Genomic DNA, 14,603 nt, shown 5'->3' with positions numbered 1-14,603 from the left:
AGAAAAGGAAAAGGTCGCTCTGTCCATTGGTTCTGCAACACCCAGCCAACTCATCCCTATGTCGTGCCGCTGCCCTCCGCCGCACCCAGATAGTCCGCCCAGTCCTGCAACAGCGTCCTTCTCTGATCCAGCAGCAGCGCCTTGTTGTACGTCGCCCGCACCTTGTTGCTTTCCACGTGGGCAAGCTGCCGTTCAATTGCATCAGGCCGGTATCCGTTCTCGTTGGCCCAGGTCGAAAAGGTCGTCCGCCAGCAATGCGGCGTCGTGCCCCGGCCCAGGTTCATATCTCGCATCGCGTAGGTCAGCCGATTGGGCGTGGTGAAGCCCTTGCCGCTCCGGTGTGGGAACAGATAGCGTCCACCACCCGTGATGCACTGCAAATCCTTCAGCACGGCAATAGCCTGCGCCGACAACGGGCTGACATGATCACGTCGCGCTTTCATCTTCGCCGCAGGCCGACGCCACAAGGCATCCTCAAAGTCGAACTCGTCCCACTCGGCATCCGCCGCCTCCCCTGGACGGCAGGCGGTCAGCGCAATCAGCCGCAGGCACAACGAGGTTTCCGGATAGCCCCGGTAGCCGCGCAACTCCTGATAGAACTTCTGGATTTGCTCTCGCGTCATCGCCGCTTTGCTCTCGCTGAACGGCACGCGCAGCAGCCCGCGAAGACTGGGAATAGGATTGGCCTCGACCAGACCCCGCACCACCGCGAACTCGAAGATGGCCGCAAGATCGCCTTTGACGTGAATGGCCGCCCACGCACCGTGTGACTTGCACTCCTCCAGCAGCGGGCGAATCTGCTTCACGCCAATGTCGCTCATTGGCATCCCATCGAACTTGGGCGACAGGTACTTCCTGATGCGGGATTCTTTCGTGCGGTAGGAACTGAGCGCAAAGACTGGCTTGATCTCCGCCAGGTACGCTTTCGCCACCTTGGCGAACGAGCTTTCACGAGCGCGCTTGCGTTCTTCCAGCGCTTCGAGGTTGCGCCGCTTGACCTGCTGCCGCTCATGCGCAGGATGAATGCCTTGCTTGACCAGGGCACGCGCCTTCTCTCGGGCCGCACGTGCATCCGCAAGACTTACTTGAGGAAAGCCGCCAATGGCAAAGAGGTTCTCCTTGCCTTGCAGGCGGTACTTCCACCGCCAGAGCTTGCCGCCGGTAGGTTTGACCAGCAGGAACAGGCCCCCGCCGTCTGATAGTTTCCAGTCTCGATCAGTCGATTTGGCCGACCTGACCTTGAGGTCGGTGAGTAGATTCTCGGGCATCGTTGGACTCCACTGCGGGGAGATGTACCCCCACGGTTGAACACGAGTACCCCCAACGCTACCCCCGAATTTTCTGGACCTCGATGAACAATAGGAACGCTCAGTAGACCGTATTGTTTACGCAACCCATTGATTTCAAATGGGCCAACCTGTCCACCAAGCGCTACTGAGCGCCACCGAGATCCAGCAAAAATCGTCAGACGTTGAACAGGAAGTTCATCACGTCGCCATCCTTGACGACATATTCCTTGCCTTCGGCGCGCATCTTGCCCGCGTCCTTGGCGCCTTGCTCGCCCTTGAAGGCGATGAAGTCGTCAAAGGCGATGGTCTGGGCACGGATGAAGCCGCGCTCGAAGTCGCCGTGGATGACGCCTGCGGCCTGGGGGGCGGTGTCGCCGACCTTGATGGTCCAGGCGCGCACTTCCTTGACGCCGGCCGTGAAGTAGGTCTGCAGGCCCAGCAGGCCGAAGCCGGCGCGGATCAGGCGGTTCAGGCCGGGTTCTTCCAGGCCCAGTTCCTGCAGGAACATGTCGCGGTCTTCGTCGCTCATCTCGGCCATTTCAGCCTCGATCTTGGCGCAGATGGCCACGACGGGAGCGCCCTGTGCCTCGGCATAGGCCTTGAGGCTGTCGAGCAGCGGGTTGTTCTCGAAGCCGTCTTCGCTGACGTTGCCCACGAACATGGCGGGCTTGGCGGTGATCAGGCAGAACTGCTTGAGCAGGGGCGCGTCTTCCTTGGAGACGGGCACCGTGCGTGCGGGCTTGCCCTGGTCCAGGGCAGCCTGGATGGGGGTCAGCAGCGCCACCACCTTGGCGGCTTCCTTGTCGTTGCCCGACTTGGCGGCCTTGCTGTAGCGGTTCAGCGCCTTCTCGACGGTGGCCAGGTCGGCCAGGCACAGCTCGGTTTGGATGACCTCGATGTCGGCGATGGGGTCCACCTTGTTGGCCACGTGGATGACGTTCGGGTCTTCGAAGCAGCGCACCACGTTGACGATGGCGTCGGTCTCGCGGATGTGGGCCAGGAACTGGTTGCCCAGGCCTTCACCCTTGGAGGCGCCGGCCACCAGGCCCGCGATGTCCACGAATTCAACGATGGCCGGGACGATGCGCTCGGGCGTGATGATGTCGGCCAGCTTCTGCAGGCGCGGATCGGGCACTTCCACCACGCCGGTGTTCGGCTCGATGGTGCAGAAGGGATAGTTCTCGGCGGCGATGCCGGCCTTCGTCAGCGCGTTGAAGAGAGTGGACTTGCCCACATTGGGCAGGCCCACGATGCCGCATTTGAGGCTCATGGCAGGGCTTTCTACAGGGATTCTGGGGACAAACCCCGTATTTTAGTCAACCGGGCATTTCCTGTCGTTTCAGGCGAACTGCCAGTCGCCGGCCACGGACTGGCCAACGACCAGTTCGGCCCCGTCGTGCAGACCTTCCAGCACGGCATTCATGCCGAAGGTGATGGCGCCATCGACACGGTCGTCCTGGCGGTAGGTACGGATGGCGTCACCCACGGCGGTGCCCTGCACGGCCGTGACGGGGTCGATGTCGGGAATGGGGCAGCGTGTGCAGGGCTTGGCCATGCGCAGCCGCAGGCCCTGGGCATCGAGCACGTCGAACCCGTCGACCCGGTCCTCGTCGTGGGCTTCCAGGCCTTCGATCACGATGTTGGGGCGAAAGCGCCGTGCGTCCACCGCGGCGTGGCCGGCTGCCTGCAGGCGCTGGTTGAGTTCATCCACGGCCGCCTGGCTCAGTACCAGCAGCGGATAGCCGTCCGCGAAGTGCACAGGTGCGGCCTCGCCCCCGGTCCAGCGCTCGCTGGCGCGGCGCGGCGCTGCCGGGTCGAAGCGCACCAGGGCGCAATCCGCGCCCAGGGCCTGCGTCAGCCAGCGGGCGGCCTCGGGGCCCATGTCCCAGGCCTGCACCCAGTCCGACCAGACGCGCGCCCGGCGCTCCGGCCCCGTGGCCTGCAGCGCGATGCGCAGCGGCGGCTGCTGGGGAAAGTGCAGCACCAGGTGCCCGGCCTCCAGCTCGGGGCGTATCCATGCCATGCGCGGATGGTCGCGCTGGGTCAGGAATTCGCCCTGCGCATCGACCACCATCCAGTGGCGGTCCCAGGCCAGGCCGGTGGCGCCGACGCCGCTGCTTTGCAGCGCGATGCCCGCGCAGGATTTGACGGGATATACCCACAACTGGGCAATGCGGCCCTGCACGTCTCTTTCTTGGTCAAACATCGGATAGCTCTTTTTGGGAAATCTGGAGTGTGTATGCCATCCATGGCGCGAATGGCGCCATGCGATGGGCGGCAATATGCCAGATGGCGACGCAGGCTGCGGCAGATCATGCCAAAGCCGGAGTTTGCGCCAGTTGGAATCCCCGGCATGGCCCGGACTCCTACAATGCCGGCCATGGCGCAAACCTTTGATGTATGTATACGCGGGGCCGGCATTGCAGGCCGGACCCTGGCTCTCCTGCTGGCCCGGGAACGGCTGCGCGTGGCCCTGGTGGTGGCCGCGCCGACCGGCAACGCGCCCGATGTGCGCGCCTACGCGCTCAATGCCAGCGCACGCGGTCTGCTGGACAGCCTGCGTTGCTGGCCCGATGACCAGCACGCCACGCCCGTGACGCAAATGGAAGTCTTTGGCGACCTGGACGGCCATGTGCTGTTCGACGCCGCCAGCCAGGATGTCGAGGCCCTGACCTGGATCGTCGATGTGCCCGCGCTGGAGCAGCGCCTGGCCGAGGCCGTGCGCTACCAGCCCATGGTCGAGGTGGTGGACCAGCCCGTGGCCGCGCCGCTGACGGCCATCTGCGAGGGCCGCGCCAGCCGCACGCGCAGCGAGTTCGGTGTGGACTTCGCCGTCACGCCCTATGCACAGCACGCCATCGCCACCCGGCTGCACTGCGAGCTGCCGCACGGACAGGTGGCGCGACAGTGGTTCACGCCCGAAGGCATCCTGGCCCTGCTGCCACTGGACGGCCCGCAAGGCCACAGCGTGGCCGTGGTCTGGTCCATCGCCCGCGAGCTGGCCGACGGCTGGCTGGCCGCCGACACACAGGATTTCACCGCGCGGCTGGAAGCCATCAGCCAGGGCGCGCTGGGGCGGCTGGAGCTGAGCGCGCCGCGCATGGCCTGGCCGCTGCAGCAGGCCGTGGCCGACCACTGGTGCGGCTCCATGCCCGACGGCGATGCACGCTCGGCCCGCAGCTGGGTGCTGGTGGGCGATGCCGCCCACAACGTGCATCCGCTGGCAGGCCAGGGCCTGAACCTGGGCCTGGGCGATGTGCAGGCGCTGGCACGCGTGCTGCAGGAGCGCGGCTACTGGCGCAGCACCGGCGATCTGCGCCTGCTGCGCCGCTATGAACGCGAGCGCAAGGCCGCGCTGGCGCCCATGGGCCTGGCCATGGACGGGCTGCAGCAGCTGTTCAGCCGCTCCGAGGTTCCGGTGCAGATGCTGCGCAACTGGGGTATGAAGGGCTTCGAGCGCTTCGGCCCGCTCAAGGACTGGATGGCGCGCCAGGCCATGGGCCTGGACCCGCGCAGCGGCGCCTGAGCCTGGAGCCAAGCCGATCCCGTGCCGTTGAACCCTTTGCCGTTTTGCGACTCGTACCCCTGCTCCGTGGCGCCCCGCGCCGCGCAATCCCCCTCAACCACGGCGCGGCCGGCCTGAACGCGGCCCCGCCCACCCATCGCATTGCCATGAAACTCTTCGCCTGCCTGCTGACGGCCGCCAGCCTGACCTGGAGCCTCGGTGTCCATGCCCAGGACGCCAACCTGCGCAAGACGCTGACCGAGCGCATCCCCCAGCTGGAAAAGATCGACGAAATCCGCCCCACGCCCATGTCCGGCCTCTTCGAGGTGCGCATCGGCACGGACCTGTTCTATACGGACGCCAAGGGCAACTACCTGATCCAGGGCGAGCTGATCGACACCAAGGCGCGCCGCAATCTCACCGAAGACCGCATGAACCAGCTGACGGCGGTGGACTTCAAGCAGTTGCCGCTCAAGGACGCCGTGACCATCGTCCACGGCAAGGGCGAGCGCAAGATGGCCGTGTTCGAAGATCCCAACTGCGGCTACTGCAAGCGTTTCGAGCGCGACCTGCAGACCGTGGACAACGTCACCATCTACCTGTTCCTGTACCCCATCCTGAGCCCCGACTCGGCCGAGAAGTCGCGCAACATCTGGTGCGCCAAGGACCAGGCCGGTGCATGGGCCGACCACATGCTGCGCGACAAGGTGCCGGCCGCCGCCCAGTGCGACACCTCGGCCGTGCAGCGCAACCTGGCCTTTGGCCGCAAGTACAAGATCACGGGAACGCCCACCGTCATCTTCACCAACAACACCCGCGTGCCTGGCGCCATCAGCGCCCAGGAAGTCGAGAAGAACCTGGCCGCAGCCGCAGCCGCGCGCTGACCGCCACCGGGCGGGCCCGGCGCCGTGGACGCCGGGCCCGCCCACCTGATCCCCCTCGGCCGGAGCTTCCCGGCTCCAGCCCACCGCAGCGGGCCCGGGCAGCCTCCAGGCCACACCTGCAGGAGCCCGAATGACCTCTCCCCTCGCCGCCACCGCCAACGCCGCTGCCACTGCCGCAGCGGACATTCACTACCGCGTGCAGGCCCTTGATGTGGACGCGCACCTGTTCAGCGTGCAACTGCACATCGCCCGCCCGGCCGCTGGCCAGACCCTGTCGCTGCCGGTCTGGATTCCCGGCAGCTATCTGGTGCGGGAATTCTCCAAGAACCTCCAGGGCCTGTCTGCCGAGCAGGACGGCCGCCCCGTCGCGCTGGCCCAGCAGGGCAAGAACCTCTGGCAGGCCGACTGCGCAGCCGGCGTGCCGCTGGTGCTCCACTACCAGTTCTGCGCCTATGACAGCTCGGTGCGCACGGCCTGGCTGGACCGACGCCGCGGCTTTTTCAACGGCACCAGCCTGTGCCTGCGCGTGCACGGCCAGGAAGACACGCCGCACACGCTGCAGCTGCTTGCGTCGGACGCCACGGCATCGTGGCAGGTGGCGACCGGCCTGGACGCCGTGGACACCGATGCGCGCGGCTGGGGCCTGTACCGCGCCGCCCACTACGACGAATTGGTGGACTGCCCCGTGGAGATGGGCAGCTTCTGGCGTGGCGACTTCGTGGCCGCAGGCGTGCCGCACAGCTTCGTCGTCGCGGGCGCCGCGCCCAGCTTCGACGGCGCGCGCCTGATTGCCGACGCACGCAAGATCTGCGAGACCGTGCTGGCCTTCTGGCACGGTACGGGCGAGCAGGCCACGCCCGCGCCCATGCAGCGCTATGTGTTCATGCTCAACGTGGTGGACGACGGCTACGGTGGTCTTGAGCACCGCAACTCCACGGCCCTGATCTGCGGCCGGCGCGACCTGCCGCGCGTGGGCGAGCGCAAGGCCGCCGAGGGCTACACCACCTTGCTGGGCCTGATCAGCCACGAGTACTTCCACACCTGGAACGTCAAGCGCCTGCGCCCGGCCGAATTCGCACGCTACGACTACGGGCAGGAGAACTACACCGAGCTGCTGTGGTTCTTCGAAGGCTTCACCAGCTACTACGACGACCTGCTGCTGCGCCGCGCCGGCCTGATCGACAACGCCCAGTACCTCAAGCTCATCACGCGCACCATCAACCAGGTGCTGCAGACGCCTGGCCGACACCTGCAGTCCGTGGCCCAGGCCAGCTATGACGCCTGGGTCAAGTACTACCGCCAGGACGAGAACACGCCCAACCAGACCGTCAGCTACTACACCAAGGGCTGCCTGGTCGCATTGGCCCTGGACCTGCAACTGCGCCGCGAAGGCCGCAGTACGCTGGACGACGTGATGCGCGCGCTGTGGCAGCGCTGCCAGGGCGGCCCCATGCGCGAGGCCGACGTGCTGGCCGTGCTGCAGGACCTGGGCGGGCGCAGCTTCGCGCCCGAGATCACGCAATGGGTGCACGGCACCGACGACCTGCCGCTGGCCGAGCTGCTGGCCGCGCACGGCGTGCAGGCCAAGGCCGAACCGGCCCAGACTGCCCAGCGCCTGGGCCTGCGCGTGCAGGAAAGCCAGGGCATCACCATCAAGACCGTGCTGCGCGGCAGCCTGGCCGAGCGCGCCGGCTTCATGGCGGGCGACGAATGGCTGGCCATCGAGCTGCCCACCGGCGCCGAGGATTCACAGCCCGCGCGCTGGCGCATCACCCGGCTGGACGACGTGGCGCTTTATGCAGGCACGGCCCTGGACATCGTCGCCTGGGTGGCCCGCGACCGGCAGATCCTGGCCTTCACCCTGCCCTGGGGCTCGGGCCTGCTGTCCGAGGCCGCCGCCATGGTGGAGAAAACGGACAACGGCGATGCAAAAGCTGCCACATCCGGCACCCTGGCAGCGCCCGCCCCCAGCAATCTCGGACTGGAAATCACGGACGAGGAGACCGCTGGACGCTGGCTGGCCGGGCACACGGGCACTGAGCAGGCGCCTGCCACGCCCTGAACGGCGCATGCCGTCCCGCGCCGCCGGCCGGTTATTCTTGAGGATCACGACGACAACCCCAGCAGGAGACTCCCTTGGCCTACGAAATGATTGAAGTTCGCGTCGAAGCCGACAAGGTCGGCATCATCACGCTCAACCGCCCCAAGCAGCTCAACGCGCTCAATGACCAGCTCATGGACGAGCTGGGCCAGGCCCTGCAGGCCTTCGATGCGGACGAGGCCATCGGCTGCATGATCATCACCGGCAGCGAGAAAGCCTTCGCGGCTGGCGCCGACATCGGCGCCATGGCCAAGTACAGCTTTGCCGATGCCTACAAGGGCGACTACATCACGCGCAACTGGGAAGCCATCCGCTCCATCCGCAAGCCCGTGATCGCCGCCGTCAGCGGCTTTGCCCTCGGCGGCGGCTGCGAGCTGGCCATGATGTGCGACTTCATCATCGCCGCCGACAATGCGAAGTTCGGCCAGCCGGAAATCAAGCTGGGCGTGATCCCCGGCGCCGGCGGCACGCAGCGCCTGCCGCGCGCCGTGGGCAAGTCCAAGGCCATGGACATGGCCCTCACGGCCCGCATGATGGACGCCACCGAGGCCGAGCGCGCCGGCCTGGTCAGCCGCGTCGTGCCCTTCGACAAGCTCATGGACGAGGCGCTGGGCGCCGCCATCATCATCAGCGGCTTCTCGCAGATTGCCGTCATGGCGGCCAAGGAATCGGTGAACCGCGCCTTCGAGGGCTCGCTGGCCGACGGCGTCATGTTCGAGCGCCGCCTGTTCCACGCGCTGTTCGCCACGCAGGACCAGAAGGAAGGCATGGACGCCTTCGTCAACAAGCGTCCCGCCAGCTTCAAGCATCTCTGAGCGGGCTGAAAGTCGCGCTACAATGCGCGTCTTCCGGCAAGGCGCAGCAAGCCTCTCGCAAAGAAATTTCGAGAAATTTGCACAACTTGCCGGATGGGCCGAAAATTCTGCATATAATTTAGGTCTTACGGCGCTTTAGCTCAGTCGGTTAGAGCGATGGAATCATAATCCACAGGTCCGCGGTTCGAATCCGTGAAGCGCCACCAAACAAAGAAAAGGGTCTACGTGCAAACGTAGACCCTTTTTCCGTTGGCGCTGCACTCCGCCAGAGCGCGCCGTTTGCGGCGCCGCCTCCGGCTGCTAGCTGCCGCGCTCCAACGCAATCCAGTGGTTGTCCAGCGCCATGCCGGGAACCGGCACCGTGCGCAGCACCTGGCCGCGCTGGCGCAATTGGGCCTGGCGTGCGCCGCCCATCCACAGCGCGGGCTCGGCAGGCAGGGGCAGGCCCTTGGCATCCAGCGAGACACTTGCATTGGCCACGCAGTACACGCCCGGCATGGCGTCACCGCGCAGCCAGCGGCCGCTGGCCTGGCCGCTGTCGGGCACCTGCCACCAGGTGACGGTGTTCACGCGCGGGCAGCTGACGGCAAAGAGCTGGCCGTCGCAGCCTATGTCGCCGCCATAGCCGGCCAGGGGCTCGCGCCCTTCGGGCAGGGGCACGGCATGCAAACGGTGGCCATCGAACAGGGCCAGCACGGGCGCGGCGGCGCGCGCTTCGGTGTCGCGGTGCTCGGCCTGCAGCGCAATGCCCAGCCAGCGGCGCGCGGGCGCGTGGGCGACCTGCGGGCCCCAGGCCAGGTGGCGCAGGCTCAGGCGGTTGTCGTCCAGCTTCCACAGGCCGGCACGGGCGCCGCCTTCGGCCGGCAACAGCCGTGCGATGGACGAATCCATGTGGTCCAGCTGCAGCTTGCGCCGGCCGGTTTCGGACTGCGTGGGAATGCCGCCGTTGGCGACCATCAGCGTGCCGTCGGCGTCCAGCAGCAACTGGTGCGGATCCATGCCGCCCGTGCGCCATTCGGCGATCTTCTCCAAGGTGATGGCATCGCGCACGCCGATCAGGCCCTGGGCGTCTTCCAGGTCGGTCTCGGTGGTGTAGAGATGGCGGCCATCGGCGCTTTCGATGACATGGCCGTTGAAGAAGCGGTCGGGCTCGATCCACTGCCACTGCGCATCCTCGGCGGCCTGTCCCGGCTTCAGGCGTACCAGCCAGTCACCGGGGCGGCGGCTGGCGAAGACCACGGAGCCGTCGCGCAGCGCGGCCATGCCATGGGCGCGCGTGGGCACATCCAGGGCCTGCAGCACCTGCAGCGGCCTGTCCACCTGCGCACTGGCCTGCACGATGCCGACACGCATCTGCTCGCCCTGCATCCAGGCCGCAGCCAGCGACCGTGCCGGCCCGGACGGCCTGGCCGCAGGGGAGGTTGCCAGCGGCATGGCAGCCAGCAGCCCCATGCCCTGCAGCCAGCGGCGGCGATTCAGCGCCTGCTCAATCCCCGTCGGCATCCGAGAACCCGATGTTGACTTCCAGCGCAGGCGCCACCTCGCCTTCCATGAGGCGCTTGAGGCGCGACAGCGGCTTGGTCGCGGCATCGACGGCCTTGGCGGTCGGCTCGGTCAGGGCGCGCATGCCGGCATCGGCCTCGTTGACTGCCTTGAGCCAGCGGTCGGCCAGCGGGTTGAGGCCACGGCCGCGCAGGTAGGACTCGATGGGCACGATGTCCACGCCGGGCTGGGGCACCTTGCGGTCCACGCTCACGGCCAGCGTGCGCAGGCCCTGCCAGTGCGCGCGCCAGATCTCCAGCGTGCTGCCGCTGGCGAGATGCTCCCAGGCGGGCGGTTTGCTGCCCGCACTGCCCGCACTGCGCAAAGGCTTTTCCATGTCCGCCCAGCGCAGGCGCTCCAGGCCGCCCACCCACTGGTTGATGAACTCGGCCATGGCTTCGGTGGTGGCATCGCCGTCCTCGGACCAATCCTGGGCCGCGAGCTTGGCAAAGCCGTTGCTGAGGATGCCCATCTCGGCGCCGATTTCCTCGGCCACCAGGGTGGCATAGGCGCAGGCCGGCGTCTGCGGCTCCACGGGCTGGGTCCACAGCAGGTTCTCGAGCGCCGGATATCCCTTGGCGGGTGCGCCGATGCGCTCCATGGCAGCCAGATCGGCGGGGGCCGACTGTATGGCCTTCTTGAGCAGGGCCGGGCGCATGGGGCGGAAGTCCACCAGACGTGCCGAGCGGCGCTCCACCAGCGGCCCCAGGGCCACGGCCGAGAGGCTGCTCCACTGCCGCGACGATTGCACATAGGCCTGGCGCGCCGTCTGCAGCGTGGCGGCAGCCGATCCCGCAGGTGCCGCAGGTGCCGTGCAGTGCGCGCGCAGCGCCTGGCTCAGCGCCTGGGCGGCTGCCTGCGCGGCCTTGGCCTGGGGCGAGAACCATTGGCCGTACAGCCCCTGCACGGCGTGGGCCGTGTTGTAGAAGGGAATGGCCATGTTGGCATCCACTTCCTGGGCATGGACAGGGGCGGCGGCCAGCAGCGCCAGCGCGGCGGCACAAAGGATTTGGCGAGGGGTCATGCGCATGTCTTGCATCAGAGGGACTCCACAAATTTGACCAGGGCTTCACGGTCTTCGGCGCTGAACTGGCGCACCTGTTCGCGCGCGGCTTCGGCCTCGCCGCCGTGCCAGAGGATGGCTTCCAGCACGCCGCGCGCACGGCCGTCGTGCAGCAGGCGCTGGTGGTTGTTGACATCGGGCAGCAGGCCTATGCCCCACAGCGGCGGCGTGCGCCACTGGCGGCCTGAGGCCTTGAAGTCGGGCCGGCCGTCGGCCAGCGCATCGCCCATGTCGTGCAGCAGCAGGTCGGTGTAGGGCGCAATGGTCTGGCCCGACAACCCCTTGCTGCTGAGTGCCGGCGACAGCGCGGGGAACAGCTCCCCGCCGGTCTTGTACGAGGGCCGGTGGCACTGCGCACACTGGGCCTGGTGGAACAGTGCCTCGCCACGGCGCACGGCCGGGTCGCTGGCGTTGCGCCGTGCAGGCGGCGCCAGCGTGGCCTGGTAGAAGATCACGTCGTCCAGCACGCGGTCCTCGATCTCCACGCCCTCGGCGCCGTTGCCGTTGGGCGCGGCCAGGCAGTCCTTTTGTGCGGGCGTGCAGGTCTGGTGTGGAAAACGCTTCGATGTGATGCCGATATCGCCCAGGAAGGCCGAGGCCGTCTGGTGGGCAATGGAGGCCACGTTGGCCTTCCAGCCGAAGCGGCCCAGCATCATGCGTTCGCCGTAGGCATCCCAGACATAGTTGGGCTGGCCCTTGATGGGGCCGCCCAGGGCCGCCTGGGCTGCAGCGTTGGCCAGGATCTCGGACTCCGGGATGTGCTCCAGCAGGCCCAGGCCGATGACCTGGGGCGCAATGCGCGGGCTGGTCATCAGGTTGGCAGCCAGGGGGCCGTAGTTGAGCGCAGCCAGCTCGTAGACCGGCTTTTCCAGCGTGTAGGCCGTGCCGTCGGCAAAGCGGCCATGCACCTGTTCATAGCGGATGCGCAACTGGCCCTCGCCCTTGACGCCCAGCACGCCCTCGGTGTTGAACTGGTCGCCATAGACCGGGTCCGGCACCGGGCTGCCGTGCGGGCCTTCGCCCGGAATGGACAGCCGCATGAGCAGGCCCGCGAAGGGCTGGGGCTTGAGCGGGTTGTGGAAGTCGGGCGGCTGGGCACGGCCGTCCTGCACATGGCAGCCGCCGCAGGAGCGCGCCAGGAAGTGCGGGCCCAGGCCATCGCGCGCCGTGGTGGAGGCCGGCGCCTGCACCCAGTTGCGCTTGAAGAAGGAGTTGCCGATGACAAAGCGCGTGCGCTCTGCATCCTCCAGGTTGGCGGCGGGCAGCGAGAAGGCGTTGCGGCCCGTGGCGTGGACCGTGGTCTGGCCGCCCGGGGGCAGGGGCTCGCCGGGTGCCGCGAACAAAAGAGCTGGATCGGGAGCTGGATCGGGAGCAGGCTGCGGTGCTGGCGCGCGCGCTGGCGCGGCAGCCACCGTGTCCTGCTGTTGGGCCGAGCAGCCCATCAGGACCAGGGAGGCAGCGACCAGCAGCGAGGGGGAGAGATTCATGAGTGGGGACGTCCCTGGAAAAGCCAGGGCCGCCGAACCCTTTCGGGGGCGGCGGCCTTGGCACATGGGCGCAGGAATGGATGGACGCTGGCGTGGATGTTCTTTTAGTTGGCCTTGGGGTCCACCAGGTTGAGCTGGGTGATGCCGACGGCATTGGCCGCCTCCACCAGATCCTTGCTCTGCTGGACCAGGCTGTCGATGGTGGCCTGGATCTTGGCGCGCGAAGCCGAGTCGCGTGCGCCCTGGATGGCCTGGTCGAACGGCGCGGGAATGGCCTGGGCCGCCTGCACCGACTGCGTGATCTGGCGCGTGGTCCTGTCGGCCAGCGCGCTGTCCTTGGAGGCCACCCAGTCCTTGATGCCCGGGCCTTGCAGCTCGCTGCCATCCAGGCGCTTGTAGCTGCCCAGCCAGACGTTGAGGATGCCCTGGGCATTGGTCACCGCATCGCGGTGCGTGTTGTCCGAGAAGCAGGAGTGCTCGTCTTCCTGGTCGCGGCTGGCCAGGGCCACTTCCAGGCGCTCGCCGGCCAGCTCGCCGCGCGACAGCGAACCCAGGCCCACGAAGATGCGGCGCAGCGCGTCGTCGGGCTTTTTCTCGAACTGGGCGCGGAAGTTCTTGGGCGAGCCGGGCTTCCACTGGTCGGCCACGGACTGCAGATCCTCGATCAGCAGCGCGGTCACCACCTTCAGGTACTCGCGGCGGCGGTCGGCATTGGACTTCTTGCCATCGACGAAGTCGGTGTACGGACGCGCGCCCGGCCCCTTGTCGTTCAGGTCCTGGCCCCAGAGCATGAACTCGATGGCGTGCCAGCCGGTGGAAACGTTCTCCTCGCCGTCATGCTCGTTGAGCTCGGCCAGGCGCTTCTTGGTGATGGCTTCCTTGCGGTTGTTGATGATGCCGGCGTTGGGGTTGCCTTCCACATAGTCCACATAGGACTCGTCCATGGGCCAGGCGTTGATCTGGCCTTCGGGGCCTTCATCGTTGTCGATGGGGCCGGCGTAGAAGCGGAAGGCCTCGGTCTGGCCGTAGTACTCCCGGGCATCCAGCCAGGCCTTGCGTGCCTGGTTCAGGCCCTGCTCGCTGGGCGCTGCCAGAAAGGCCCCGATGGCTTTCTGCATGGTCTTGGCGGAGCTGATGGAGTCCGAGTAATTGGCGTGCACCAGGGTGCCGTAATGCTTGACCACCTCCGCAACGGAGAGGCTCTTCTTCACGGGCTGTTGAACGGTGCCGGCGGCTGCGGCCTGGCTCATCGGGGCGGCCGCGCCCAGGGCCAGGGCGGCTGCAATCAGGATGGGATGCATGGCAGAAAGGATCGGAGGTTGGAGAACTCGGAATGCCAAACTGTAATGAGAATTGTTTTTATTGGCAAAACCTGCGAGATATCGCCGCACTGCACCGCAAGGTCATAGACGGACCCGGGCAGAAATGGGGCGCGCCAGCGGCGCAATGGCCGCAGCGGGCGCCAGCCTAGCACGAGCACCCTTGGCGCCCCGGCCAAAGACCCAGCGCCCTGGCATAAGCCCCGCAGCTTGCCTTGTCCGGCCACTTCCCTTACCATTGCGCCCGCTCGCATGGGCCACCCTCTCCTCGCAGGGCCTGCCCACGGCCACCAAGCCCTGATCGCCCGGCCGATTTCAGGGCTTTCGCTTTTTGCAGAAGCGGTCTTTTGGCGCTGCACCTTGCGCTCTGTCTTTGCGCGCAGCACCTGCCATGCTCCGGCATGCCGGCCGCCCAGCTTGTTTTCCCACCAGGATTTCCCGTGCCCATCGCCACTCCAGGATGCCGCACACGCGCAGCGTGCCCGCACGCCGGCCCAGCCGGCGGCGCAGGCGTTTTGCGTGGTGCCGCACCCCAGCGAGAGCGCGCGCCGTCCTGGCTTTCAAGGATCTTCACGTGACCACCACTTCCTCCGGGGCG

General features: G+C 67.3%; 11 protein-coding genes and 1 tRNA gene. 5 read left to right on the top strand and 7 right to left on the bottom strand.

Annotation, left to right across the window (positions count from 1 at the left end; translation table 11 throughout):
• Window positions 1-56: 56 nt before the first annotated feature.
• The 3 genes from ACUTR7_RS14320 to ACUTR7_RS14310 form a co-directional block, all read right to left on the bottom strand.
• On the bottom strand, window positions 57-1,268 hold the full coding sequence (locus ACUTR7_RS14320) for a tyrosine-type recombinase/integrase (RefSeq protein ID WP_445609072.1): 1,212 nt from the start codon (window positions 1,266-1,268) through the stop codon (window positions 57-59).
• A gap of 196 nt (window positions 1,269-1,464) precedes the next feature.
• Window positions 1,465-2,559 (bottom strand): redox-regulated ATPase YchF, encoded by a 1,095-nt coding sequence (gene ychF / locus ACUTR7_RS14315; protein WP_012203464.1) that lies wholly within the window; start codon window positions 2,557-2,559, stop codon window positions 1,465-1,467.
• 69 nt (window positions 2,560-2,628) lie between these two features.
• Entirely contained in the window at window positions 2,629-3,495 is an 867-nt protein-coding gene (locus ACUTR7_RS14310) for an MOSC domain-containing protein (RefSeq protein WP_445609071.1), read from the bottom strand.
• Window positions 3,496-3,669: 174 nt separating this feature from the next.
• On the opposite strand from ACUTR7_RS14310, the gene ACUTR7_RS14305 reads away from it, so the two are divergent.
• From ACUTR7_RS14305 to ACUTR7_RS14285, 5 genes are all read left to right on the top strand, one after another.
• Entirely contained in the window at window positions 3,670-4,815 is a 1,146-nt protein-coding gene (locus ACUTR7_RS14305) for an FAD-dependent monooxygenase (protein WP_172642969.1), read from the top strand.
• Window positions 4,816-4,961: 146 nt separating this feature from the next.
• On the top strand, window positions 4,962-5,678 hold the full coding sequence (locus ACUTR7_RS14300; RefSeq protein WP_034390564.1) for a DsbC family protein: 717 nt from the start codon (window positions 4,962-4,964) through the stop codon (window positions 5,676-5,678).
• 130 nt (window positions 5,679-5,808) lie between these two features.
• Window positions 5,809-7,740: a M61 family metallopeptidase gene (locus tag ACUTR7_RS14295; RefSeq protein WP_445609070.1), complete on the top strand. Its 1,932-nt coding sequence runs from the start codon at window positions 5,809-5,811 to the stop codon at window positions 7,738-7,740.
• A gap of 74 nt (window positions 7,741-7,814) precedes the next feature.
• A complete protein-coding gene (locus ACUTR7_RS14290; protein WP_012203459.1) occupies window positions 7,815-8,594 on the top strand; it encodes an enoyl-CoA hydratase in 780 nt (259 codons plus the stop codon).
• A gap of 129 nt (window positions 8,595-8,723) precedes the next feature.
• A tRNA-Met gene (locus ACUTR7_RS14285) sits at window positions 8,724-8,800 on the top strand.
• Window positions 8,801-8,894: 94 nt separating this feature from the next.
• Here the strand turns inward: ACUTR7_RS14285 and ACUTR7_RS14280 are convergent.
• From ACUTR7_RS14280 to ACUTR7_RS14265, 4 genes are all read right to left on the bottom strand, one after another.
• Entirely contained in the window at window positions 8,895-10,097 is a 1,203-nt protein-coding gene (locus ACUTR7_RS14280) for a DUF1513 domain-containing protein (protein WP_445609069.1), read from the bottom strand.
• Window positions 10,081-11,175 (bottom strand): imelysin family protein, encoded by a 1,095-nt coding sequence (locus tag ACUTR7_RS14275; RefSeq protein WP_445609068.1) that lies wholly within the window; start codon window positions 11,173-11,175, stop codon window positions 10,081-10,083. The genes ACUTR7_RS14280 and ACUTR7_RS14275 overlap by 17 nt, the downstream gene beginning before the upstream one ends.
• A complete protein-coding gene (locus ACUTR7_RS14270; protein WP_034390558.1) occupies window positions 11,175-12,686 on the bottom strand; it encodes a di-heme oxidoreductase family protein in 1,512 nt (503 codons plus the stop codon). The genes ACUTR7_RS14275 and ACUTR7_RS14270 overlap by 1 nt, the downstream gene beginning before the upstream one ends.
• A gap of 104 nt (window positions 12,687-12,790) precedes the next feature.
• Window positions 12,791-13,987 (bottom strand): imelysin family protein, encoded by a 1,197-nt coding sequence (locus ACUTR7_RS14265; protein WP_445609067.1) that lies wholly within the window; start codon window positions 13,985-13,987, stop codon window positions 12,791-12,793.
• Window positions 13,988-14,603: the final 616 nt, after the last annotated feature.

Source organism: Delftia sp. NA_296.1 (assembly GCF_052692095.1).
The sequence above is the reverse complement of the archived record's forward strand: the minus strand, read 5'-3'. Positions and strand labels throughout refer to the sequence as shown.

Excerpts from the sequence above, each read along its gene's own strand:
- ACUTR7_RS14320 (WP_445609072.1), bottom strand. The coding sequence starts at position 1,268 with ATGCCCGAGAATCTACTCACCGACCTCAAGGTCAGGTCGGCCAAATCG.
- ychF (WP_012203464.1), bottom strand. The coding sequence starts at position 2,559 with ATGAGCCTCAAATGCGGCATCGTGGGCCTGCCCAATGTGGGCAAGTCC.
- ACUTR7_RS14310 (WP_445609071.1), bottom strand. The coding sequence starts at position 3,495 with ATGTTTGACCAAGAAAGAGACGTGCAGGGCCGCATTGCCCAGTTGTGG.
- ACUTR7_RS14305 (WP_172642969.1), top strand. The coding sequence starts at position 3,670 with ATGGCGCAAACCTTTGATGTATGTATACGCGGGGCCGGCATTGCAGGC.
- ACUTR7_RS14300 (WP_034390564.1), top strand. The coding sequence starts at position 4,962 with ATGAAACTCTTCGCCTGCCTGCTGACGGCCGCCAGCCTGACCTGGAGC.
- ACUTR7_RS14295 (WP_445609070.1), top strand. The coding sequence starts at position 5,809 with ATGACCTCTCCCCTCGCCGCCACCGCCAACGCCGCTGCCACTGCCGCA.
- ACUTR7_RS14280 (WP_445609069.1), bottom strand. The coding sequence starts at position 10,097 with ATGCCGACGGGGATTGAGCAGGCGCTGAATCGCCGCCGCTGGCTGCAG.
- ACUTR7_RS14275 (WP_445609068.1), bottom strand. The coding sequence starts at position 11,175 with ATGCAAGACATGCGCATGACCCCTCGCCAAATCCTTTGTGCCGCCGCG.
- ACUTR7_RS14270 (WP_034390558.1), bottom strand. The coding sequence starts at position 12,686 with ATGAATCTCTCCCCCTCGCTGCTGGTCGCTGCCTCCCTGGTCCTGATG.
- ACUTR7_RS14265 (WP_445609067.1), bottom strand. The coding sequence starts at position 13,987 with ATGCATCCCATCCTGATTGCAGCCGCCCTGGCCCTGGGCGCGGCCGCC.